Annotated in this window: 24 protein-coding genes, 1 pseudogene and 1 riboswitch; of the genes and pseudogenes, 16 read left to right on the forward strand and 9 right to left on the reverse strand. The window is 56.0% G+C overall.

Annotated elements, in window-relative coordinates; translation table 11 throughout:
• Positions 1–10 precede the first annotated feature (10 nt).
• The 5 genes from O3S85_RS02720 (at position 11) to O3S85_RS02740 (ending at position 3,419) form a co-directional block, all read left to right on the forward strand.
• Positions 11–187, forward strand: coding sequence for a hypothetical protein (locus tag O3S85_RS02720; RefSeq protein WP_269537684.1), 177 nt, complete (start codon positions 11–13; stop codon positions 185–187).
• A 10-nt stretch (positions 188–197) separates the two neighbouring features.
• A complete protein-coding gene (locus tag O3S85_RS02725; RefSeq protein ID WP_269537686.1) occupies positions 198–659 on the forward strand; it encodes a hypothetical protein in 462 nt (153 codons plus the stop codon).
• Between the two features lie 33 nt (positions 660–692).
• Positions 693–1,457 (forward strand): DUF2071 domain-containing protein, encoded by a 765-nt coding sequence (locus O3S85_RS02730; protein ID WP_269537687.1) that lies wholly within the window; start codon positions 693–695, stop codon positions 1,455–1,457.
• A 45-nt stretch (positions 1,458–1,502) separates the two neighbouring features.
• A complete protein-coding gene (locus O3S85_RS02735; RefSeq protein WP_269537689.1) occupies positions 1,503–1,937 on the forward strand; it encodes a hypothetical protein in 435 nt (144 codons plus the stop codon).
• A gap of 63 nt (positions 1,938–2,000) precedes the next feature.
• Positions 2,001–3,419, forward strand: a complete 1,419-nt coding sequence (locus O3S85_RS02740; RefSeq protein WP_269537691.1) for an exopolysaccharide biosynthesis polyprenyl glycosylphosphotransferase — start codon at positions 2,001–2,003, stop codon at positions 3,417–3,419.
• 110 nt (positions 3,420–3,529) lie between these two features.
• Here the strand turns inward: O3S85_RS02740 and O3S85_RS02745 are convergent, their stop codons facing one another.
• Positions 3,530–3,964: a hypothetical protein gene (locus O3S85_RS02745; RefSeq protein WP_269537692.1), complete on the reverse strand. Its 435-nt coding sequence runs from the start codon at positions 3,962–3,964 to the stop codon at positions 3,530–3,532.
• A gap of 168 nt (positions 3,965–4,132) precedes the next feature.
• Here O3S85_RS02745 and O3S85_RS02750 point away from each other — a divergent pair, with 168 nt between their 5' ends.
• On the forward strand, positions 4,133–4,693 hold the full coding sequence (locus O3S85_RS02750) for a TetR/AcrR family transcriptional regulator (RefSeq protein WP_269537693.1): 561 nt from the start codon (positions 4,133–4,135) through the stop codon (positions 4,691–4,693).
• A 119-nt stretch (positions 4,694–4,812) separates the two neighbouring features.
• On the opposite strand, the gene O3S85_RS02755 is transcribed toward O3S85_RS02750, so the two are convergent.
• Together O3S85_RS02755 and O3S85_RS02760 are read right to left on the reverse strand one after the other, a co-directional pair.
• The gene (locus O3S85_RS02755) at positions 4,813–5,412 is read right to left on the reverse strand and encodes a polysaccharide biosynthesis/export family protein (RefSeq protein ID WP_269537694.1); all 600 of its coding nucleotides are present in this window, start codon (positions 5,410–5,412) and stop codon (positions 4,813–4,815) included.
• 123 nt (positions 5,413–5,535) lie between these two features.
• Positions 5,536–5,976, reverse strand: a complete 441-nt coding sequence (locus O3S85_RS02760) for an acyl-CoA thioesterase (protein WP_269537695.1) — start codon at positions 5,974–5,976, stop codon at positions 5,536–5,538.
• A gap of 34 nt (positions 5,977–6,010) precedes the next feature.
• On the opposite strand from O3S85_RS02760, the gene O3S85_RS02765 reads away from it, so the two are divergent.
• From O3S85_RS02765 to O3S85_RS02800, 9 genes and pseudogenes are all read left to right on the forward strand, one after another.
• Positions 6,011–6,163 carry a hypothetical protein gene (locus tag O3S85_RS02765; protein ID WP_269537696.1) on the forward strand — a complete coding sequence of 51 codons (153 nt, stop codon included), beginning with the start codon at positions 6,011–6,013 and terminating at the stop codon, positions 6,161–6,163.
• A 65-nt stretch (positions 6,164–6,228) separates the two neighbouring features.
• Positions 6,229–6,343, forward strand: a riboswitch (TPP riboswitch).
• 85 nt (positions 6,344–6,428) lie between these two features.
• Positions 6,429–8,354: a phosphomethylpyrimidine synthase ThiC gene (thiC, locus tag O3S85_RS02770; protein ID WP_269537697.1), complete on the forward strand. Its 1,926-nt coding sequence runs from the start codon at positions 6,429–6,431 to the stop codon at positions 8,352–8,354.
• Between the two features lie 78 nt (positions 8,355–8,432).
• The gene (locus O3S85_RS02775; protein ID WP_269537698.1) at positions 8,433–8,903 is read left to right on the forward strand and encodes an SET domain-containing protein; all 471 of its coding nucleotides are present in this window, start codon (positions 8,433–8,435) and stop codon (positions 8,901–8,903) included.
• Positions 8,904–9,434: 531 nt separating this feature from the next.
• On the forward strand, positions 9,435–9,947 hold the full coding sequence (locus O3S85_RS02780) for a hypothetical protein (protein ID WP_269537699.1): 513 nt from the start codon (positions 9,435–9,437) through the stop codon (positions 9,945–9,947).
• 90 nt (positions 9,948–10,037) lie between these two features.
• Positions 10,038–10,271, forward strand: a pseudogene (locus O3S85_RS21220) (HNH endonuclease); the annotation flags it as partial.
• A 48-nt stretch (positions 10,272–10,319) separates the two neighbouring features.
• Positions 10,320–10,817, forward strand: coding sequence for a hypothetical protein (locus tag O3S85_RS02785; RefSeq protein ID WP_269537700.1), 498 nt, complete (start codon positions 10,320–10,322; stop codon positions 10,815–10,817).
• 258 nt (positions 10,818–11,075) lie between these two features.
• A complete protein-coding gene (locus O3S85_RS02790) occupies positions 11,076–11,642 on the forward strand; it encodes an SOUL family heme-binding protein (protein WP_269537701.1) in 567 nt (188 codons plus the stop codon).
• 37 nt (positions 11,643–11,679) lie between these two features.
• On the forward strand, positions 11,680–12,516 hold the full coding sequence (locus O3S85_RS02795) for a sulfite exporter TauE/SafE family protein (protein WP_269537702.1): 837 nt from the start codon (positions 11,680–11,682) through the stop codon (positions 12,514–12,516).
• A gap of 37 nt (positions 12,517–12,553) precedes the next feature.
• The gene (locus tag O3S85_RS02800; RefSeq protein WP_269537703.1) at positions 12,554–13,033 is read left to right on the forward strand and encodes a hypothetical protein; all 480 of its coding nucleotides are present in this window, start codon (positions 12,554–12,556) and stop codon (positions 13,031–13,033) included.
• A gap of 4 nt (positions 13,034–13,037) precedes the next feature.
• On the opposite strand, the gene O3S85_RS02805 is transcribed toward O3S85_RS02800, so the two are convergent.
• The 6 genes from O3S85_RS02805 to O3S85_RS02830 form a co-directional block, all read right to left on the reverse strand.
• A complete protein-coding gene (locus O3S85_RS02805; RefSeq protein WP_269537704.1) occupies positions 13,038–14,042 on the reverse strand; it encodes a hypothetical protein in 1,005 nt (334 codons plus the stop codon).
• Positions 14,043–14,109: 67 nt separating this feature from the next.
• On the reverse strand, positions 14,110–15,156 hold the full coding sequence (locus tag O3S85_RS02810; protein WP_269537705.1) for a hypothetical protein: 1,047 nt from the start codon (positions 15,154–15,156) through the stop codon (positions 14,110–14,112).
• Positions 15,157–15,207: 51 nt separating this feature from the next.
• Positions 15,208–16,755, reverse strand: a complete 1,548-nt coding sequence (locus O3S85_RS02815; protein WP_269537706.1) for a PEP-CTERM sorting domain-containing protein — start codon at positions 16,753–16,755, stop codon at positions 15,208–15,210.
• Between the two features lie 118 nt (positions 16,756–16,873).
• Positions 16,874–18,565, reverse strand: a complete 1,692-nt coding sequence (locus O3S85_RS02820) for an ABC transporter permease (protein WP_269537707.1) — start codon at positions 18,563–18,565, stop codon at positions 16,874–16,876.
• Positions 18,566–18,641: 76 nt separating this feature from the next.
• A complete protein-coding gene (locus O3S85_RS02825) occupies positions 18,642–20,639 on the reverse strand; it encodes a hypothetical protein (RefSeq protein WP_269537708.1) in 1,998 nt (665 codons plus the stop codon).
• Positions 20,636–21,886: a DUF3142 domain-containing protein gene (locus O3S85_RS02830; RefSeq protein WP_269537709.1), complete on the reverse strand. Its 1,251-nt coding sequence runs from the start codon at positions 21,884–21,886 to the stop codon at positions 20,636–20,638. The genes O3S85_RS02825 and O3S85_RS02830 overlap by 4 nt, the downstream gene beginning before the upstream one ends.
• A gap of 194 nt (positions 21,887–22,080) precedes the next feature.
• Between O3S85_RS02830 and trxA the strand changes: the two genes are divergently transcribed.
• Positions 22,081–22,407, forward strand: a complete 327-nt coding sequence (gene trxA / locus O3S85_RS02835) for a thioredoxin (RefSeq protein ID WP_269537710.1) — start codon at positions 22,081–22,083, stop codon at positions 22,405–22,407.
• Positions 22,408–22,458 lie beyond the last annotated feature (51 nt).

Consider the following 22,458-nt stretch of genomic DNA (forward strand, 5'->3'; position numbering starts at 1 on the left):
GATTTAAGTTATGAACGCAATTTTCACAAATACTCGAAAATACGAAAACAACCTGCACGCGCACAAGCCAACTGTAGGCCACCAGGTGGTTCATGGCCGCAAACCTCGCCGACGCCTGGGGCACGCCCTGGGATTTTTCAATGGCGGCAATGTGCTGACCTTTTATTTGAACCTGATTTTCAAATAATCCTGAAAGTATGAAATTAAAGATTTTGGAGGACAAGAAGATGAATGACTATTTTTACATGCTGGACCTGCGGGTCCGCCGTATCGCGCTGACCATGGCGATTGCCAACACCATACTGGGAGTTGCCGCGGCTTTCTATGCGCTCTATCTGGTGGCGACGATCGTGCTAGCGGTGGTGCCACTGATGGGGTATTGGATGCTGGTCGATTATTGGCGTCGTTTTATTAATAAAGGGGCACCGCGCGACTGGCTCTGGGTAAACACCATCTGGTTTAATCTGATCCCGCTCATTCTGCCATTACTTGCACCGGAAACACTGGGAGAGCCCTGGTTCTATGTCGTGCTCGGTTGGAATGCGCTCATGGTCGCCGGTGCGGCCTTCGCCAAAAAGTGGGACGCTAAACTGGCCACCATGCTGACTGCGCCCAAGGGCGGATGGTTGGCGCATGTTGAGGAGGAGCTGCCAGCGTAGGCACTTCTCGAAACGCCTAACTAACTCAACGCCATGCTACTGAAACTGACCAAACCACCTCGCCGCAACCCTCCTCCGCAAGAGCGAGCGGCGGAAACCATTAACGCCGAAGGCGGCCCTCTACTAAGGGCTGCCTGGCGCGATGCGCTGATGGTGCACTTCATCATCGAGCCGAAGGAGCTTCAGCCCCACACGCCGTTTCTTCTGGATTTGTTCGAGGGAAAAGCCGTGGTCACGCTGGTGTTCTTTCGCATGACGGATCTGCGATTCGAGACTTGGCCAGGGGGGCCGCACTGGATGCTCAAGCCGGGCGAGCACGCCTTTCTCAATGTGCGCACCTATGTCGTTGTTGATGGCGAGCCGGGCATTCATTTCCTACGCGAATATGTGCCCAAGCTGCTGGCACGGATCGTTGGCCCACTGACCTACGGTTTGCCTTACCATTTTACCCGGATGCATTACGAGCACGCCCCGCGCAATCGGCGCTTTGTGGGTGAACTGGCCGGGGGCAGGGTAGCCGTTGATGCCGAATACGCCTTCGCACCGGAGCCGGGAGATGCCTTTAACGAATTTGTCCTTGAGCGCTACAACGCCTTCAATCGCAGGCTTCGCCAGACGCTCCGCTTCCGCGTGGCGCATCCACCCTGGCAAATGAAACGAGCGAGTATTCGTGAATGGAACGATGAGCTGCTCCGCGATCAGTTGCCCTTTTGGGAGAAGGCGCAGTTTGCCCACGCCCACTTCACCGAGGGCTTTAACGATGTCGCCATGGGGGCTCCGGCTCCAGTCGCTGCTTAAACTCTGTGCCGCAAAGTAACGAATAACTCTGTCCTACAAAGTAAAATGAACATCACACTCAATACCGCCATGCTCTACGCCGCCGGCGCGGGGCAAATCTTCATTGCGCTGATTTACGAATGGGTGCGCCGCATACTGGATTGGGATGCCGGCGTTGCGGCGATGCCGAAGCGTCTGAACCGGCAAATAACGCACACCTACAGCCGCTACATTCAGGGGCTCAATTTCGCCTTTGGCTTGATCACGATTCTGCTCGCGGATGCTTTCGTTGAGGAGCCCCGCTTGGGGGCCGCGCTGGCGGGCTTGCTGACGGTCTATTGGGGCGTGCGCACGGTGATCGCATTGACCTACTACGACATCGGGCCGGTTGTTCAAAAGCGCGCGCTGTTCCGCTATGGCAATTACGGTTTCAGCCTGCTCTTTGCGCTCATGGCTGGGGTCTACGCCTGGACGACATTTCGGGCCTTAAATGGAGGTTAATCGATGGATTTCCCAATCGGGTCTATAGTTACCAGTTGCCATATGGTGAAATGACTCTAGATTATGCGCCAAGTTTCTATGCTCGATCGTCGTTCCCAAGGGTTGTTGACGTTGCATGGCTGTGTGGTCATCGCGGCGCTTAATGCGCTGTTTGTGTTGCAGGCAGTCGTGGGGGTGGAGCTAACACATCGCTACGACTACGATCTGATTAATTTCCCGCTCTACCTGATGGGCATCTCGGCGAGCGGCATCATCTTTTTCCACTTTTACCCGCTGCTCTCACCGGGGATGTTTCGCCGCCACAGTGCGCGGATTTTTCAGGTGACGAACCTCCAAACTGCGATCCTGCTGCTGATGCTGTTTGGCATTATCTTCGCGACGAAGGACAAGGGCATTTCGCGTATCTTTGTGGGCACGTATTTGATCCTGAGCTACCTGATGCTGTTCTCGATCAACTCCACGCTACCGCGCGGCATTTCCCGTTTGATGTTCAAGGGTGGGAACATGCGGCGCTGCCTGGCCATTGGTAAGAAGGCGGCCTATGACAACATGAGCGAGTGGATCGACAGCCGCAAATCGTTGGGCATGGAACTGATCGGCTTGGTGGACACCGAGTTTGACGCCAATGCCGAGGTCGGCAGTGACTACATTGGCAACGTCGCCAAGCTCGAGGAACTCGTTTCCAAGCATTATGTAAACCAGCTCATTTTGCTGGAGACCCGTCAGTCCAAGCGCTGGGTCCAGCAGATTATGAGTGTCGCGGAAGAGCAGGGGTGCCAGGTGATGATTTATAACCCCTGGGCAGAGTTTTTCGAGCAGCCGCTAACTTCGCTGAAGGACGGCCCGCACACCTTTTTTGTCCCCCGCGAGGAGCCGCTGGAAAATCCCTTTAACCGCCTGATCAAGCGTGTTGTGGACCTGTTGATCGCGACCCCGGTCATTCTGTTTCTCCTGCCGCCACTGATTCTCTGGGTGAAGGCGAAGCAGGCCAGTCAGTCACCCGGTTCGGTGTTTTTCAAGCAGAAGCGGCGCGGCTACAACAAGTCGATTTTCACGATATACAAGTTCCGCAGTATGCACGTGAACAACGACGACGAGGCGCGCCAGGCCAGTAAAAACGATTCGCGCGTGTTTGAGTTCGGGCAGTTCCTGCGTCGCACGAGTTTGGACGAGCTCCCGCAGTTTTGGAACGTCTTTAAGGGCGACATGAGCGTCGTCGGCCCGCGCCCGCATTTACCCGAGCACGACAAGTTATTTGGCGAAACGGTGCGCATCTACCCGCAGCGCCATTTCGTGAAGCCCGGCATCACGGGTCTGGCGCAGTGCAATGGCTTTCGTGGGGAAATCACCGAGCCAGCCATGATCCGGTCCCGTGTGCAATACGACCTCGAATACATCACGGAGTGGTCGCTCTGGCTGGACCTTGAGATCATGGCCCGCACAGGCATGATTCTGGTGCGTCCGCAAGCCAGCGCCTACTAGATTGTTCTTCGGTGAATTCATTTCTCAGAATCCACTTTATACAGTGAGGCAAAACTCTAGCTGCGTGTCCGGAACTAGCAGCTAGAGTTCGTAAGAATGGATTCAGAAGCTTAGACGTTGGCTAGGCTGGCGGCAGCCGATATTTGTTGGCCCAACTCTTCATTCGTGTAGGCCTTTCCGCTGATCCCCCAGAAGCCGTCGACCGCGTAGACCATATTTACCCAGATGTTGTCGATTGGAAGATTACCACCAGTTGCTTCGTGAACCAGCCGAGTCGCCTCGGCCGTAAAGCGTTCCCGTAGCTCAGCCGTCGCTAGCACAAAAGATGGTGCTCTTAGTTCGACGATTGCAATTTGCTGCGCTACAGATCCCGCGAAGCTGAATCCCTCAGGGATGAAGCTCACTTCGCCAATAACATTGGGACGCATGAAGGCGTTTTGTTCAAGTCCATGAACCTCCAACAGTAGCTTGCTAAGCGAAGAATGGAGTTGTTGAGCAGACTCTTTGTCTAAGAGCCCTTCCGTTATGATTACCTCAATTGGCATTGTGTTCCTTGTTTATGTTTCGCGTCGACCAAACCCGGTCAATCACGTTGGTGGCCACTTTTTATAACGATCGCTATATGGTCAAACTCAAAATATAGTGATCGTTATATTTTTGCTTTGCTAACCTGACAGGGCGGTCTACACTCAGGCTCAGTATTCCCAGCTATTATGGAACAAAAACTGTCTAAGAAGGAGAAAACCCGGCTTCGTATCCTTGAGTCTGTGCATAAAGGATTTCGTCGACACGGATTTGCTGCTGCTGGAGTCGACGGCCTCGCTAAAGAGGCAGGTGTCACCTCAGGAGCATTCTACGCTCATCTGGGCTCGAAAAACGCGGCTTTCCGTGAAACGATCGCTGATTCGATCGATACATTCCTCGCCGCAGTTCTATCGTATCAGGAACAATATGGAGCGAACTGGCTTTCGGAGTTTGCAGACTTTTACTTGAACGAGAAGCGCAACTGCCCACTCGGTCAAAGCTGTGGTCTGCAAAGTCTTTCGGCCGACGTATCCCGTAGTGACGATGAAACCAAGTCGTTGTTTGAGAATAAGCTAGTGCAAGTGCGTGATGCCGTAGCGGATCCAGATGTGGACTCAGCCTCCGTTGAAAAAGCCTGGTGCTATCTCGCGATGCTGATTGGCGGCGTTACGCTTGCCAGAGCCGTAGAAAAGCCAGAAACCGCAGATGAAATTGCTAACGCCGTAAATGGTTGCATCGACAAGTTCTAGAACAAGCCTATACTTTAGATAAAGCTATGTGGAGTTGGCATATAGCTTATGCACTTTCACCACACTCATTCCATCGGCAGCAGCATTTGAAAATGCTCTGAGTTTATTCTACCCTTGGCTTAAATCCAGCGCTCGCTCACAAAGATGGAGTCACCGTTTTTGATGATGATATCGTTGGAGGCGGGATCTTCGAGAATGTCATCGAAGTAGTGGATCGTGACCGTCTTTTTGCCATCGGCGTCAGTGCGGGTGAGCTGAATTTTATCACTGGCCAGCCGAGTCATGCTGCCCGCAGCACTGATTACTTGCGAGAGCGTCATGTTTTCCTCGGGCGGTATCACGACTGGGCCTGGAGTATTGACTTGGCCGTGCACGTAAACGCGTTGTTCCGTGTAGGACATCAACTCAAGTGAAATTTGCGGATTCACCAGGTAGTCCCGGTTATAGAGGTCAGTAATGTGGTTGTTGGCCTGCTTGATCGACATGCCGCCCAGATTGGTGTTGCCGATGAGGGAAAGGTTTGCCGTGCCGTCCTGACTGAGTCGAATTTCCTGCTCTAAATCGGGTTCCATGTAGACGGTGACCCTAAGGATGTCCATTGGCTTCAGCTCATAATTTTTGCCGATAAGACCGATGTTCTTAGTGGATTCCTGTGCGCCAGCCAAAGCTGGAAATATGCTAACTATGATTAGCAAAAGGTAATATCTTGAAGTTAGCATGTATGTCTTTGTTGTGTGAATATTTCTCTATTAATTACCCGTTTGGACCAATATATGCGACATATGTTCACCGAGAACGGCAAATACTTCCCAGGATTGTAAAAAGCAAGAGCTCGACGCTCCTTATTGGTGCACCGCTAGCTTTTCCAGGGCGGCGGTCAGTTCGTCCGGAATAGATGCCGATTCGATGGCACCGGTTTCGGGGTGGCGTTTGGCGAAAACGGTGGTCATCGCGCCGGTGGCGACGTGGACTGGTTCTTCGCCACCCAAGCGAAAGATGCGAAAAGCATACTCCACGGCGCGGATTTTGACCTGCTTCACGGTCAGTTCCACCTCGATTTCGTCGCGAAACTGCACCGGCGCGTGAAACTCCGCCTGTACACGGACGCGGGGCCAACCGCAGGAGACGCCGTTACGGGTCTCGATCAGGGGGGTGCCGAGAGACTCAAATAGCTCGGCCTCAGCGGCTTCCATCCACCGGAAAAAATTCGTAAAGTGCGCGATACCAGCCATATCAGTTTCACTGAATTCGACTCTCTTGCGGTAGCGGGTGGTTGTAGGCATGGGATAAGTCTGTCCCAAATTTTTTTTACGCACAATGGAAATTCCCCTTAAATTTGAGGGCCAAATGGACGATAATACCCCTATGCAAGATAGTCGTAATTCCTCAGAAAAGATTACCCCTTATATCATTCAAGGCATTGCCCTGGCGATTCTGGTGGCGATTCTGTTGGCCCTGATGCCAAGCTAGGAGACGCCTCGCAACGAGCCGCGCGTAGTTTTTCATTGCGTCGCGGGCAGGCTTGATTTTCGATTGATAGCACATTGGGGAGCCCGTCGCGACGGGCTGAGATGGCGCAGCGAGCGCTCGCCGAACCCTTGGAACCTGATGCGGGTAATGCCGCCGAAGGGAAAACTATGGAACTCACACTGCGACAATCGACCCATTGCGAATCGGCGACGTGCCGGGGCGTAGCGTTGTCGCCCAACGAAACTTGCAACCGGCATTAATTACGATGAGCGAAAATAACGGCGCCGCCAAACCTACACTGTTCCCCAATTCTCAGCGCGTCTACGTGACGGGCTCCCGGGAAGACATCCGCGTTCCCATGCGCGAGATTACCCTCAGCGACACCAAGCGCCCCGACGGCTCCACCGAGCCCAACGCGCCAGTCCGCATCTATGACACCTCCGGCCCGTGGGGCGACCCGGAGTTTCATGGCGACGTGACCAAGGGGCTGCCCAGCATCCGCTCAAAGTGGATCACCGAGCGCGGTGACGTCGAGGAAATCGAGGGCCGCGAGTTCAAGCCGATTGACGACGGTTACCTTTCCGAAAAGCACCGCGAAAAGGCCGAGTCCGAAGGCGCTCGCAACCGCATTGAATACTTTGCCCGCGGCAGCCGTAAGGTGCTCCGCGCCAAGCCGGGCGTGAAGTCCGTCAGCCAGCTGCATTACGCGCGGCAGGGCATCATCACGCCCGAGATGGAATACATCGCTATCCGTGAAAACATGAAGCGCCAGCAGCTGCGCGAGGAAATGATGTCGTCCGCCGAATGCGCGGGTCTGCCGTCCACGGACCTCCGCAAACAGCACCCAGGCGAAGGCTTTGGTTGCTCGATCCCCGAAGAGATCACCGCTGAATTTGTCCGCGACGAAGTCGCCCGCGGCCGCGCCATTATCCCGGCCAACATCAACCACCCGGAGCTGGAGCCGATGATCATTGGCCGCAACTTCCTGGTGAAGATCAACACCAACATTGGCAACAGCGCCGTGGCTTCCTCGATCGAAGAAGAAGTTGAAAAGATGCGCTGGTCGGTCAAGTGGGGCGGCGACACGCTGATGGACCTCTCCACCGGCAAAAACATTCACCAGACCCGCGAATGGATCCTGCGCAATTGCCCGGTGCCGGTTGGCACGGTGCCGATTTATCAGGCGCTGGAAAAGGTCAACGGCAAGGCCGAGGACCTGACATGGGAAATTTACAAGGACACCCTGATCGAGCAAGCCGAGCAGGGCGTTGACTACTTTACGATCCACGCCGGCGTGCTCCTGAAATACGTGCCGCTGACCGCGCGCCGCATGACGGGCATCGTCTCGCGTGGCGGCTCGATCATGGCCAAGTGGTGCCTCTCGCATCACAAGGAAAACTTCCTCTACACGCACTGGGACGAGATTTGCGAAATCTGCGCCGCCTACGACGTGTCGTTCTCCATCGGCGATGGTCTGCGCCCGGGCTCCATTGCCGACGCCAACGATGCTGCGCAGTTCGGCGAGCTGAAGACCCAGGGCGAGCTCACCGAGCGCGCCTGGGAATACGGCGTGCAGGTCATGAACGAAGGCCCCGGCCACGTGCCGATGCACATGATCAAGGAGAACATGGAAAAGCAGCTCGAGTGGTGCCACGAAGCGCCGTTCTACACGCTCGGGCCGCTAACCACCGACGTCGCGCCCGGCTACGACCACATCACTTCCGGCATTGGCGCGGCGATGATTGGTTGGTACGGTTGCGCGATGCTTTGCTACGTGACGCCCAAGGAGCACCTTGGTCTGCCGGACAAGGACGACGTCCGCGAAGGCGTGATCACCTACAAGATCGCCGCCCACGCCGCCGACCTGGCGAAAGGTCACCCCGCCGCGCAATACCGCGACAACGCGCTCTCCAAGGCCCGCTTTGAATTCCGCTGGGAAGACCAGTTCAACCTGTCGCTCGACCCGGAAAAGGCCAAGAGCTTCCACGACGCCACGCTCCCACAAGACTCCGCCAAGACCGCGCACTTCTGCTCCATGTGTGGACCGAACTTCTGCTCGATGAAGATCACGCAGGACGTTCGCGACTACGCCGACAAGCAGGGCCTCACCGAGGAAGAAGCGCTCGAAAAGGGCATGCGGGAAAAGGCGAAGGAATTTGCCGAAAGCGGAGCGGAAATCTACGTGAAGTAAAATTTCGGATGCCGACAAAAAACCGTTCTTGGCAGGAACGGTTTTTTTGTCCACAGGTGTTTGCAGGTTCTTTTAACCATGCACAACACGCTGTTGGCGCCGCAGATCGGCGCGTTCGGTTCTTTAGTTGAAGTCCGCTCGAGCCAGATTCATGGCTTGGGCGTTTTTGCCCGTGAGTTTATCCCGGCAGGCACGGTTTGGTGGCGAGCCAATCAGGACAACGTTCTGATGCTCAATAAAACGCAGTTCGAAACGATCATGTCTTCCAATTGCAACGCCAATATTCAGGAGTTCCTGAATACCTGCCTGATTTACGGCTACTACTCGGTGACGCTGGACAAGATCATCATCTGTCTGGATAACGCGCGCTACGTCAACCACAGCCTCACGCCCAACAGCGGCGGCCCACTCGATTTTGACGGGCTCACGTCGACGGCAACACGCGACATCTTGCCAGGCGAGGAAATTGTCGAAGACTACACCGGCTACGACCATTGCCCGTGGAGCAATTTGTTCTGTTCGCTGGCGGCAAAGGACGGCTTTCAGTAGATCATCCCAAGCCCGCAACCCGCGTGACAGTCGGCGCGGCCAACTGAGGTGAATGATGCTCTGCCGGCGCAAAGGTGCCAATCGGGGCAGCTGAGCCCAAATAGCGTTTCCTATGCGGTTGTTTGGGAGTTTCCTATACGGTTGTTTCGGAAAACCCTAATGCGGTTTCTCCGAAAAGCCTTATGCTGTGTTTCGGAAAAGCCACTACTGTTATTGAGGCAGTACAGCCACTGTTGTTGGGTCAGTACAGCCACTGTTATCGTAAGAACAACAGTGCGGTTCTTTTTCACTTACAGCATTAGGCTTTTCAAATACGCATGAACGCATTTTTGCTCTTCTTGCCCCGAAATGTTTACCAGGTTTCGTTGCAAAGTACTTTACGGCCTGACGGCCCTTCGTTAACTTCTTGTGGATGCGCATCTCCCGTCCCCCAAGACTTAATGGCCAAGCACCCCAGCTTATCATCATCGGCAAAGGCTGGCCTTGTCCAATAGAGGTTTGGGTTGCTTAAAACACTGTTGGGCAAAAGAAATGATCACACCTGAAATAGAACGCGAGCACGTCAGGATGTTTTGTTCTGATATAAGCGGAGGGAATTTACCTCGCATTCTTCAGCTTGCCCCGCACCCCAAAGCCTCTCTCCATCGATGCGTCCAAAATGTTGAAACAATCGTGTCTATTTATGGCGGTAAATCCATCGCAGGATGGCACATATCGGAATGGCCCGGACTATACCTAGAAGCCCGAAGTCATGATGTATGGGAATCCCCCGAAGGAAAAATAATCGACCCGACACCAACATCGATGCGTTTTCTGGCTACAGCATTCGTCGAAGATCATAGAGTTAAGGAATTGAACGAGCACACTTCACACATCAAGATCCTCGTAGATGATGACCTAGTTTACGATTTTATAGGTGAAGGGGATCTCTTAAATAATGAGTTTTCTCGGACAGGAGTATTTCCCCTGCATAGACAACATCGGATAAAAGAACTGTTGAAAAAAATGATCCGGAAGTATGGAGAAGAGCCCTTTGATTCATAGTTACATAAAAACCAAGCCAACCAATCGGAGGTCTCAATTCAGTTACGCGTACCGCGCTTCACTTCTTGAGGCTCCTCGACGTTGCTAAAAATGGCTATTACCGATAGAACACGCAAAGTCCTTTGGGGGCGTTCAGGAAATCGATGTGCGATATGTAAGAATGCGCTCGTGGTGGCTGCCACTACGCATGATGACGAGTCAATTGTTGGAGAAGAGTGCCACATAATCTCAGCAGCAGAATCGGGTCCGAGACATGACGCAACTTATCCGAAAAATCTATTAGATGACTACGTGAATCTTATTCTTCTGTGTCGCACTCATCACAAGATGGTGGATGACCAAGTAGACACATATAACTCGGAGATCCTGCTTATGATGAAAAAGAATCACGAAGAATGGGTCTCAAAGAAACTAGATGAACCCGAGAATCGACCTCTGAGAATCACTCGACGTCGCGAGAATTTGCCAAAGTATCTTCACCCGATTTTTACCGGTAAGGGTCTGTTCGATCTCGTCGCACAGGCGAGCGGCTATTTATTCGATTACGAGGAACTCGAAACTGAGGACGAGGTTGGATTAGTGAGTGATTTTCTTCAGAACCTACAGGATTGGGGTAAGGTTTCCGATGATTTGGAGTCAGGAGAGCGAGTTAGAGCGTCTTTTACGCTTCAGCAAGAGTTGGAGAGATTGAGGATTGCTGGATTTTGTGTATTTGGCGCGTCCGAAACGAGGTATATTGAAGGAGGAACTAGCTCCGAACGTACTCCGTTTAGCACCGCCATCGTGAAGGTGATGCGTCAAGACAGTCCTGACATCTACAAGCCCGAGAATCAATCAGAGGCCGAACAAGGCGCTGCGCCTAACTCCTGAGCGCTGTGAGTGTAAACTGTTATTGCTATTGAGCCATCGAGCTGCAGTCGAAGCCATGCTCAAGGTCAGGCGCAGGTGGCCTTTGACGCACGATGCACCCACGTCAAGGCCCGCAGAGGTCAGTCTGGCAGCACGATTTGATTTTTTAGAAAATGCAGATTGGTTGTCATGATGTCACCGATTGCTTTGTCTTGGTTCAGGCTCGTGTTGGCCACTATAGCCGCGTTAAGCCTTGGTGCTTGTGGAACCGTGGGTGATGTGAAAGAGCCGAAATATCAGATCATTCAGACTTTTGACGAAGAGTCGATTGAAGTGCGGGAGTATCCGCAATTGTTGGTAGCGGAAGTGACGGTGGAAGGCAGTCGGAGTGAGGCCGCCAATCAGGCGTTTCGGCCTCTCTTTAATTACATTAGCGGCGAGAATACCGTCCGCGAAGAAATCGAAATGACGGCGCCAGTGACGCAGGAGCAGGCAGAGGACGCGTCGACGGAGATTGAAATGACGGCGCCGGTCACTCAGAAACCTGGGCCCGAGGATGAAGCATGGGTAGTTGCCTTTGTCATGCCAGAGCGTTTCACATTGCAAACTTTGCCTGAGCCCAAGAATGAGCAAATCCGGCTTCGCGAAATTGAGGGCAAGCGCGTGGCCGTTTACCGTTCTTCAGGCTCGTGGTCGGATGAAGCTTTGGAGGAAAAGCGTCGATTTTTAGCTAACTTCCTTGATGGGCAGGGGATGGCCTACGGTGATTACCAATATGCGTTTTACGATCCGCCCTTTATGCCGTCATTCCTGCGACGCAATGAAGTCATCTATGAGCTAAAGTAGGCGTGACACTCAATGTTCGGGCCCTTATGGTGAACGTGTGTCTTTTGAGGCTCTTTATGCTCCGCTGATTCAACCGCCGCTGCCTTGGTTTAGCCTCGGGCTCGCCATCTTTACGGCGTGGCTGATGGGGTTTTCGCGTAGCGGGTTGGGGGCAGGCGGCTTTGTGGTGTCGCCGCTGATGGTGCTCGCGCTGGGGGCCAAAGATGGCCTGGCGGTGATCGCGGTGATCATGATTCCGGCTGGTTGTCTCGGCTGCTGGCAGTATCGGAAGAATGTCGACCGCAAGCTGCTCAATCCGCTGATCCCGGCGGCGTTTGTAGGCACGGCGCTGGGCGCGTTGATCCTTTGGGCGCTGATTGCCTCGGGCGAGGAAACGGTGGTCCACCAGCGAATGGAATATGTCGTGGCGGGCTTGTCGCTGGTTTACGTGGCGCTGGTGAGTTTTCGCGATAAGATCGCCCAGCTTGGCGGAGGTGGCGGCCCGGCAACGCCCAAAGGTGTATTCTCCGTGGGCAGCTTGCTGGCGCTGAGCCAAACCGTGGCCAACTCCGGTTCGCCACTGATCACGGTTTATTTCGTGCGTCATGGGCTGGAGAAGAAGCAATTCGTGGCGGCGCAGAATTTCTTTCTGTTGATCCAAAACACGATCAAACTCATTCCGTTTGTGGCACTCGGCGTGTTGCACATCGGCAATGCAGGTGCGGCGCTATTGCTCTTTCCCCTGACGCTTTTGGGGAGCTGGAACGGCAAACAATTTAACCGCGCCTCGTCTGAGAAGTCTTTCTTTGCACTCTACATCGTGCTTTTGGTCATTGGCTTCGTATCGAGCGTAATCCTGCTCTGGGGCCGCTCGAAATTCCTTGGTCTGTTTTAAAACGTGCATTGCTTCGCGTGTTGTGCATGGTGGCTCGATGCGCGAAACGTTGCTCGACCAGATTCGGACCCTTCACATTGAGATTGAGCAACAGCTTCAGCACATTGGGCAGATCACCAATCAGCCGCACTGCGCGACGTGCACGAGCGTTTGCTGCCAGGAGCACATTTGTCGTGAAAGCGTGGAGAGCGCGTTTCTTCGTTTCATTTTGGGCGACCGCGCACAGGACTACGATGCGGAGGCCGGTTGGTTTGCCCCGGGGAAGGGATGCCAGCTCGATTACGGTCGCCCGCTGCTTTGCTACGAATACTTTTGCCTGAAGTTTAGCGCCGAGGAACTGGAGCGGAGCCATGCCTCGGTGGCCCGCGAGTTTCGGGCAATCTACGCCAAGACCTGGCGCGGCCAGCACATGTTGACCATCGACGACTTGAACGAAATTCCCGAGACGCGCCTGCAACGTATCGTGGAGGATTTAGCGGCTTTGAGGGAACGCATGGCGGCTTCGGCACCAGTTTAGTCGATCAATCCTGCCCGTGCCATTCGGCTTCGCCGGTTTGTTTATCCAGTTCGCCGGATTGCGAATTTGCATAAGTCCAGCGAACATCGTCACCCTTAACACCCAGATAGCGCATTTGCGGATTCGGGAACCGGTATGAATAGAGATCGAGGGCCTCGCGCGGGTTGATGCTCCACAGTACTTTGGTTTCAAGACTCGTGGGATCCAGGGAAGCAAATTGTAGGGCGGTGATCGTTTGGCCGTCGGACTCGACGAGGTAGAGCGTCTGTGTTTCCGTGTCCCAAGCGGTTAGGCGAGGCCAGGTCGACTTCTCCGGCAGCGCCTTTTCGCTATCCCAAGTGCGTTTGCCGGGGAGCTCATCGATGCGCCAGAACACGAGTTGATTTGCCAGCGGGTCGCTTTCCACTTTGCTCACATAGGTGACGCCAAAATCAAACGGAGTTTGCGGCTGCTGCAATTGGTTCGTTGGTGATGACAAAGCCTCGATCAGTTCTTGGCTCGATGCGTCTTCTGGCGCTTCGATGCGGGCAATTTCTTTAAGCCGGACTTGTTCCGTATTATCGCCGTGAATCCGCATCGTCGGCCATTGCGGGTTGATTAAGACCTCGTCTATTTTCTGCCTATCGTCACGCGTGAGCATCAGCGAAGTTTCCACTGCTACAACCCACTGCCCATTTTGACGAGTGGTGTCCAGTTTCACCATCTCGGTAAACACCTTTCGGCCGTGAAAGTCGAACCATGGGTTTGGAGCTTCAAAGAGTGCGTCGGCCCCATCGCCAGTCTCGTGTGTTTCGGAGAGCACCAGCAATCCTGCTGGCGGCTCGCGCCAAAGATCTTCCGCCGCCCACTGTCGCGCGGTCGGCTGCTGCGTTTGGACTACCTGCATCGAGACGCGCCACTTTTTGCGTCCATAAACGTATTGCTCGGGCTCTTCAGCAGTAGCCTGCAATAGCAAACTTAAAAAGAAAATAGGGGCGAGGAGAGGGAAGCGGAAATGGGGTTTGATCATAGCTCTTGGTATAAATTAACCCATAGCTTGGATCATGACAGGAAAGCTGTCCACTTCGGAAAATGAGCTACAAGTAGGAACTCAGCAGCTTGAGCGCGGCGCGGACGGAGTCGATGGTCGCGGTTTCGCTGGCGGTGTGGTAGCCGGTAGTGGGGATCTGTAGTGTCGTGCCATTGATCGCGCCGCCAGTCGCTGCGACGAGACGACCAAGCTCGGTGCGGCCAAGGGACATCGGTTTCGGGCGGTCGGCGTTTTGCGCATCGATCCAGGCGTCCTTGAAGGAATACTTGATGCCGAGTCGGTCGCATAGACCCGTGATCTCACGCGTGAAGCCCATGTCGAACCCGGCAGTGGCGTCCTTGTTGCGCAAGACGAGCTGCTGCTCGGCGGCGGCCTCGGGCGTGGGGTAAGGGCTGGTGTCGAGCACGAGCAAGCGCGAGGTCATAATGTCCCCGCGCTGGAACCATGACAGTGCGTAGCGCCAACTGCGACCAGCTTCTTCCTGGGCGGTGAGCAGGGCCGTACCCTTGAAGCCATTGCGGAAAAGGTAGATGATCAGCGCGACGCTAAGCACATTGTCCAATTGCGCGGAGAGGTGGGTGTCGGTTACGGACAATCGATCGAGGAACGACACCGGTGCGCCGGGCATGAGGAACTCGAGGCCCTTGATCTCGAAGATCAAGTTATTGCGCTTCGGGCAAAGGTAGCTGCTGGAGATGACGCCCTGGCCCTGGTAGGTGCCAGTGTAGGGCAGGTGGGCTTGCACGCGCTGCCCGGTAAAGCGGTCGGCGATGGTGGCCATCATTTGCTCGGAAACGGAATCGCCGGTTAGTTCGCCGCGGTTGGCGGCGATGAAGGCCGCGTATTGGAACTCATTGGGCCCAGTGCAAAGAAGGCCGTGGCGATCGATGTGCGCGGACAGGATCAGGCTATCGGGCTCATCGCCCTGCGCTACCAGGACGCCGAGGTGGCGCTCTACCTTGACATTGACCTCTTCCAGTTCACGCCGACAAACGCGGAAAAACGAATCTTCCGCGCCAACCACCGATGGTTCGCGCACGAGCAGTTGGAGGATTTCAAAGAAGTCGAGAAGGTCTTCAGGATACTTATTCAATGCTGAATTTTTTTGTCCAATATCTCGGTTGTGGCGATCCTGAATGAATGATTATTTCGCAGAGGGTCCTGCGCGCTGGCGTCGGCGCAGAGCAAACAGCAAGGCAATGGCACCCGCAAGCCCGGCGTAGTGGCTCGGCTCGGGGACGAGGTTAATAACACCCGTGCCGGAAAAGACCGCATGGATGTTGTCCGCGCCGGAGCCGGCGGCCCCCCAGGTGCCGGTGGTGAAGGTGTCATCGCCGATTTGCAGCGTTCTTAAAATGTCTTCCCCGAGAAAGTTGAGCTCGAATGAGCCGGGATCGAGGGACTCCACCAAGTGCAGCAAACCTTCGTCATGAAGGGCTGGCCCAATGAGTGAAACCTTGCCGCCTTGCACGCTGAGATCTCCCGCGCCGAGCCCGGTGGTGGAGCCGATGACCAGCATGCCGGATTCCACGATGACGCCCCCGGTAAAGGAGTTGTCGCCGCTGAGGGTGATCGGGCCTTCGCCCGTGATGCGCAGGCCGCCGTCGCCAGTTAGGTTGACGGGCATGTCGCCATAGTTTTGCCCGGCAAAGCTGTCCGGCGCATTCTCGAATCGGCGCACTTCCAGGTAGCCATCTTGGGTGATGTCGTCGCTGAGTTCGATGGTGTCATTGAGGCGGGCAGCGGCGGTGACCTTTACTTCTGGATTGCCAGTGTTCGGCAGGTAATCGTCACCATAGTTGAAGCGCGTTTGGAGCACCTTGCCCTCGGCGTCGAGCGATAGCCAAATGGTACCCGTACCGATGCCGCCAGCGTGGAGTTCGGATTCTGGTACGCCTTCGGGTTTGTAGGCCGGGAGTTCGTAGGCATTGGAATCGTTTTTGCGGTTGTCGGGACTGAAATGGGTAATGTCGCTGGAATCGACAATCTCGACGGCGATGACTTGGTGAACCTTGGAAGTATCAAGCGTGGGCGAGCCGCCGGGTTTGCCGTAGTAATCCGCATGCGAGGGATCGATGACTTGTGGCGTGCCAACAATGATAAATGTGTGCCCGGTGTCGCCGGTCCAGGTTAAGCTGCTGTTGCTGGGGTCCGTCCAGCGGCCGGTGGAGTAGGCCACGACATCGCCTGGTTGGAGATTACTGAAATCGGTTACGGGCGTGAAGCCGGTGTTGGCGGCATAGCCGGAGTCAAAGTATTCGGAAATGACGAAGGCACGAGACCAGCCGAGATCACTTTCCGAGAGCGTTTTATGGTGCGTACCCGTGCCGTAGGATTTGTTGTATTCGCTGAGCAAGCGCTGGCCAGCAATGACGGATTGGTGCAGTGGGGAAACAGTGTTCAGCGCGTAATTTACCCAGCCGGAGCAATCCGTGTAGGCCATTGCGGAGTAGTTGGCGGTGGGGGAGAGAAAGACGGGCGGGTCATTGAGCGTGGTGCTCTCCGCGTAGTTTTCATAGCTGTAGCTGTTGCTCGGAAGCGGTGAGGCGGAGCCGTTGTTGAGCGCAGTGCTGGCGTCGTTGGCAAACTGGGTCAGCGCACTGGCGTAGTCCTGCGCGTGCGCCATGCTGCCAGTAAGTATGATCGTGGTGGCGAGGCCGTGAATTGATAGGCGAAGTGGTGTCTTTTTCATGGTAGCGAAGAAAACTCTAGTACGAATAAATGTAGCCGTCGAGCGTGCTCGAAACAAATTTACCTATACTAAGTGTATTCTGCGGGAGATTTATTTCCGCTCAGTTGCAGAAAAATCGCTATACGCGGAAGATTGCGCCCATCTTTTTGCCGAGGAGTATGTTGGCACCGATGATCGTCACTGCCAGGAAGCACATGGCCCAGACGCCGAGCGCGCAGGCGAGGTAGGGGCCGTCGCCGAGAAGGCTCATTAGCTCAAACATCGCTTTCGTAATCGGGTAATACTCCTGCTTTACAGCGAGGATCAGCGAGTCGCTAACCTCCAGCATCGACTGCGAAAAAGCAAGGATCGCGCCCGCGAGCAAGTTAGCGGTGATCAGCGGCAGCGTCACTTTGAATGCGGCCTTAACCGGTGGGCAGCCGAGGTTCTGTGCAGCCTCTTCGTAAGTCTCTGAGGTTTGCTGGAGCCCAGCGACGGCGCTGCGGACCATGAACGGTAATTTGCGCACGGCGTAGGCAATGATCAGCAGCCAGGTCGGGTTTTCAATCGGGTTGAGGAAGCCGAAGAATTTGCCCTCCTGCGCCATGGTGAAATAACCAAAGGCCATCACCAGGCCGGGCACCGCCAGCGGCAGCATGGAAAGGGTGTCAAGCACGCCGCGGCCCGGCAGCTTGGAGCGCACGACGACGTAGGCAATGGCCAGGCCGAAGGACGCGTTGACCAGCGTGGCTAGCCCGGCGTAAAAGAGGCTGTTGCGAATCGCGGGCACCGTCAGGCCGTTGCTCAGAGCGAGGTCGTAATTGTGGAGCGTCCAGCCCGTTGGCAAAATGGTGTCATACCAGTCGCTCGAAAACGAAATAAGGATCACCGCGAGGTGCGGCAGGAGCGCGAGAAAGCTGACCCCGGCAAAGAGCGAGAGGCAGAGCACTTGGCCCAGTGCGCCAGGGCGCTTGGCACCGCTGGCATGGCTGGCCTTGGCCATCATCGTGAAGTTATTGCGACCGAAGAGCCCTTTGCCAATCAGGTAGAACGCGACCGAAAAAACGAGCATCACCGTGACCAAAGCGTAGGGGAATGGGTTGTCGCCGACTTCTTTTAGGCCGTCGAAAATTTGCACCGAGGTCACGCGCGGGTAATTGAAAATCAAAGGCACGCCCAGCTCGGTGAAGGCCCAGATGAAGACGATCGTGCAGCCGGCGAACAGCCCCGGGCGCATGAGGGGCAGGGTGATCTTACAGAACTTTTTCCAGCCGCGGCAGCCGAGGTTTTCCGCGGCTTCTTCCATGGCTGGGTCGATGTTGGCCAGCGATGCGGCGGCGTTCAGGTAAAGGATCGGGTAGAGGCTGAGCGCGTTGAGCACCACGATGCCCCAGAACCGGCCGTCGGCCAGCCAGTCAATCGGCATGCTGGGATCGAGCAGCCCGAGCTTGGCGAGCACGACATTAAACACGCCGTGGCGGCCAAGGATTTGCTGAATGCCAATCGCTCCGACGAACGGCGGCAGCATGATCGGCAGCAGCGCGGCACCGAGGCAGATTGCCTTCCCACGAAACTCATAGCGGTCGGCCACGAAGGCTAACGGCAGCGCGAGCAGCAGCGCGAGAATCGTGGAAAAGACGCCCATCGCAAAGGCGTTTAGGAGGCCTTCCAGATAAATCGGGTTGGAGAACACCTCGCCAAAGAACGCCAGCGTAAACTCGCCATTGACGAAGAACCCGCCCTGCAAAATCTGCAGAATGGGCCAGATCAGAAAGCAGCCGAAAAAGGCGACGCTGATGCCGTAAACTGTCAGCGAGAATCCGCGGTTCATGCGCGGTAGCAAAGCAGATGCCGCGCCGATAGCGAGTTGTTTGTGGTTTTACCGACGTTACGTTTAAGAAAAAGCGTCAGCTTTCAAACGGCGCGGGGAGGCTCTCCGGGGCGTCGGGGAACCAATGGAGCTCGGCGGCCTGCTTGCCCAGGGCAGTCTCGGGGCAGCGCACGACGAGCTGCTTGTAAAACCGGTCGGCCGCGTAGGGGTCGCGGTTTTTGATCCAGGAGCCGGCGATGCAGTAAATACGGGCGGCGTTTTCGTCGTTGTTGGGCAGCAGTCCGGCGGCGAGTTCCGCCAACTGCGCGGCGCGGTAGCGATAGTGGAAACGCTGGTCAGGCTTGATGGCGCTGCGATCTACGCGGTCCTCCTCAGCATGGGTAGGGGTGTTGATCTCGTAGCCCGGCTCATAGCGCTGGTTAATGCGGCATGCGATGGAATGCGGCCAGTCAAAGGTGCCGCCGCTCCAGGCGAAGTCGGGCTCCAGCTCTGCGCCAAAAAGCTCCATGCCGTGATCGCGGACCAGGCGTGCGGCGGTCCAGTATTGTTGCGCGCGGGAGCGGGCCTCGCCCCCGGCATTGCTGGCCTGCTGCATGGCGCTGATGTAGGCTTCGGCATGGGCGCGTAATCCTTCGGGGAAGAGCGGAAGCGCGGCCCGAAACTGAGCCTCGCGCATGAGCCGCCGGGCAATCAGCTGGCGCGGGTCATTGTCGTATTCGTTTTGCGGCTCGGCGGCCTTGGGCATAAAGAGCGCCCAGTCCTGCGCCTCTTGCACAGTCATGACGCGCTCCAGCACGTAGGCGAGGTCGAGCCAGCTGTGGGCATTGGCAAAGCAGTTGGCGGCCTGGGCGTAGTTTTCCTTCTTTAAATAGAGCAGGCCCAGCTCCCCCCAGGCGTGGCGGGTGTCGATGCGATCCCAGTCGGGCTGCTCTCCAGCAGTGTGACGCAGCAGCTCGACGAGCAGCGTGCGGCCTTCGTCGATGTGGCCGTCACGCAGCAGTAGCTTACTGCGGACCCAGAGCGCGAGGGCATCATCGGCATCTGCGTAGGCGAGCCAGTGGCGCGTGGTGGACAGATTATTCTGCTGATACTCCAACAGCGCGAAGCGTCCAGCCTCGGTGACCGTGATTGCTTTGGGGGATGGGAGCGCGTTGAGCAGGCGTGTGCGGCGGGCTTGTTTTTGAGGGCTGTCGTAGCGCGTCAGGAGGTCGGCGGTCAGGACTGCGCGGATGTTGTCAAAGTTAACCAATGACGCGAAAATTCTATCATCGCCGATGAGCCAGACCTCGTTGGCCACGCGTTGTAGGCTTAGGCCCGCATTCCAATAACCGGTGGAGTATTGCGCCAGATATAACTCAGCAGCGCGGGGATAATTGCCCCGCTGTAGGGCGTGCTGCGCCTCGCGGCCATAGCTGGCGGCGGCCAGGCCATCGGGGTCGTCGAAACCATCAGCCACGAGCTCGCGCACCCGTTGCCAAGCCGTGGGGGTGGGCTCCGTCTTGGCCAGCATGAAAGCCGCGCGCACCGTTTGGTGCTGGCGCTCAGTTCGTGGTAGGTCGAGCAATGCCTGCCACTGCTTTCGTGCCGCCGCTTGGTTATCAAGGTAGTAGTAGCGCGCGCCGTCGAGGTAGAGGCGGAATTCGTCGGGCAGCGCTGCGGGAGGTGCCTCGTCTTTCAGGCTAGCTAGAATGTGTTCGGCATCGAGTTCGTGGGCCGGATAGTAGCTGCGGTAAACCGGCACATCGTGTAGCGCTTTGGCATCGTTGAGCAGTTGACGGTAGTGCTGATAGGCACCGAGCAATTGTGTGCGCTCCGGCTCGGCAATGCCGTTAGAGTGCAGTGTGTTGAGCAGCGCCTCGGTTGCGTTGGGTGCCTGGTTTTCCACGAGGACGGCGGTATAGGCGGGATCGGGCGGCAGCACGTGCTCTAGCTCTTGGAGGAATCCCACGCGCGGCGAATTGAAAAACACGCGGTCATTGCGGACAATGTAAGGCGTCGGAATCCAGGGTCCGCAGGCAAGTGCAGCCAGAGGCGTGAGTGAGGATAGGCAGGCAAAAATTTTGATGAGCTTCATTGAATGATGGAAAATTGAACGGTTGGTGCGTGATCAAACCGGACCCAGCCGAGTGTCCAGCGTTCGCCCTGGGCCAGCGTTGGGCAGGTCGGCGGGCGGCTCCAGGTGAGCGAGTTAGCTGATGGTTGGCTGACCGTGAAATTGCGCTGCCCGTCCCAGGTGATGGCTTCGGCGTCTTTCCAATGCAACTCTATGCGGGCGGGTGGTTCGCTGGAGGCACTGGAGCGGTGCGATAGCTGGATCTCCGTAAGACCATCTGCCTGTGGGATGGCCTGCACTTGCCACTGTGCGGGCGCGACAGCCCCCTGCATGACCGTGTGCCAGGTCGCTTGGTCCCAGTTGAGGCGTTCGTCGCCTACCGGAAGGCGATACCAAATAATGCCCTGACAATGATTGGGTGGCGTGCCTTGCATTGCGCGAACAAGGCTCGCCATCTCCACGGGGTTAGCGCGCACTTCCTGGTAGGTGTACTGCGGGGCACGCGCCGCAGTGGCGTCCTCAGCATTGACTTCTACCAAGGCACCTGAGGCGTCGTAAACGAGCTGGTAGCCGTAGGTCGGCAGTGCGATGGAAAACGAGCGGCCAAAGGCACTGGCTTGCTGGGCCCAACGCAGAGATTGCTCTGCATCGCAAAGTTTCGTTGCTTTGCGATGCAAAGTAGGGCGCTGAATACTGTGGACTTGCAACACGTAATGGTCGGTTGCGTTGACCAGTGATTGAAAGGCCGAAGGTGCGGACATCCACGTGGGTAGCGTGGTGATGGAGAGGGGCGTCTCCCCGAGCACGGGCCGGAGCTGCCGGAGCCAGCTTTCGTAGCCGGCCAGCTTGCTCGTTGCGCAGTCGAAATCGATCTCGACCGCCGCGGGCTCGATACCCCGTGCACGGGCCGATTCCAGCGTGTCTTGCGTGACGCGGAGCAAGGTCTGAGTGACGTTCGCTTCCGACGTGAATGGCCCCGGGTATTGACCGACACGGATCGCCAATGTGATCGGCTTTTGCGAGGCCACTAGGGCGTGGGCGTCGTAGGCAACACGATCCACTTTGGCACCCGCAGAGCTTGGCGTAATTTCCGCCGCAAGCACGGTAAAGCCATCGACTTGATGCTGATTATCCTCGATGGCTTGGCGGACGCTGGGCTTCCAATCGCGTTGCCAAATGTAGGCGCTGGAGGGCTGGGGATTTGCCGTGATCGTTGTAGTGGCTAATAATATGAAAAAGGATAAAAAGACTAGGGCTAACGGTGGCATGGATCGAATACGGATTTGGACTCAGCTAGCCGCAGAACATTCAAAGAAATTTATCCAGTCTGGAATTTTGTCCGCGAAGGCCCAGAAATTCAGGAAAGTTTTTAAAACGGCTTGCGCTGCTGAGGTGGTTGGCTCATTTGAAATAGATCGTGCGCGCGGCGAAATCCCGTCGTGCTGCAAACCATATTTTTAAAATGAGCGCACTTACCTTAGTTACCAAAGAAACGTATGAAGCCGAAGTCGTGAACGAGTCCAAGCTCGTCATTGTGGACTTTTTCTCGCCCTTTTGCATGCCTTGTAAACAGATGGAGCCCGTGCTGGAAGAGATCGCCGACGAGCTCGCGGCGAATGTAAAGATCGTCAAGGTCGACGCCTCGGCTGAGCCCGATTTGGCGGCTCAGTTTGGTATCCGCGGTGCCCCGACCTTCGTCGCTTTGCGCGGTGGCGAGAAGCTGGACATGCTCATCGGTGCCAAGCCTAAAGAGGCGATGATGGAGTGGATCGATTCCGCTGACCTTTAGACAAAGGTTTTCGCCTGTTCTAGAAGCGTACTTCGTAACGCTTTGATATCC

Source organism: Cerasicoccus sp. TK19100, from assembly GCF_027257155.1.
Lineage (GTDB): Bacteria > Verrucomicrobiota > Verrucomicrobiia > Opitutales > Cerasicoccaceae > Cerasicoccus > Cerasicoccus fimbriatus.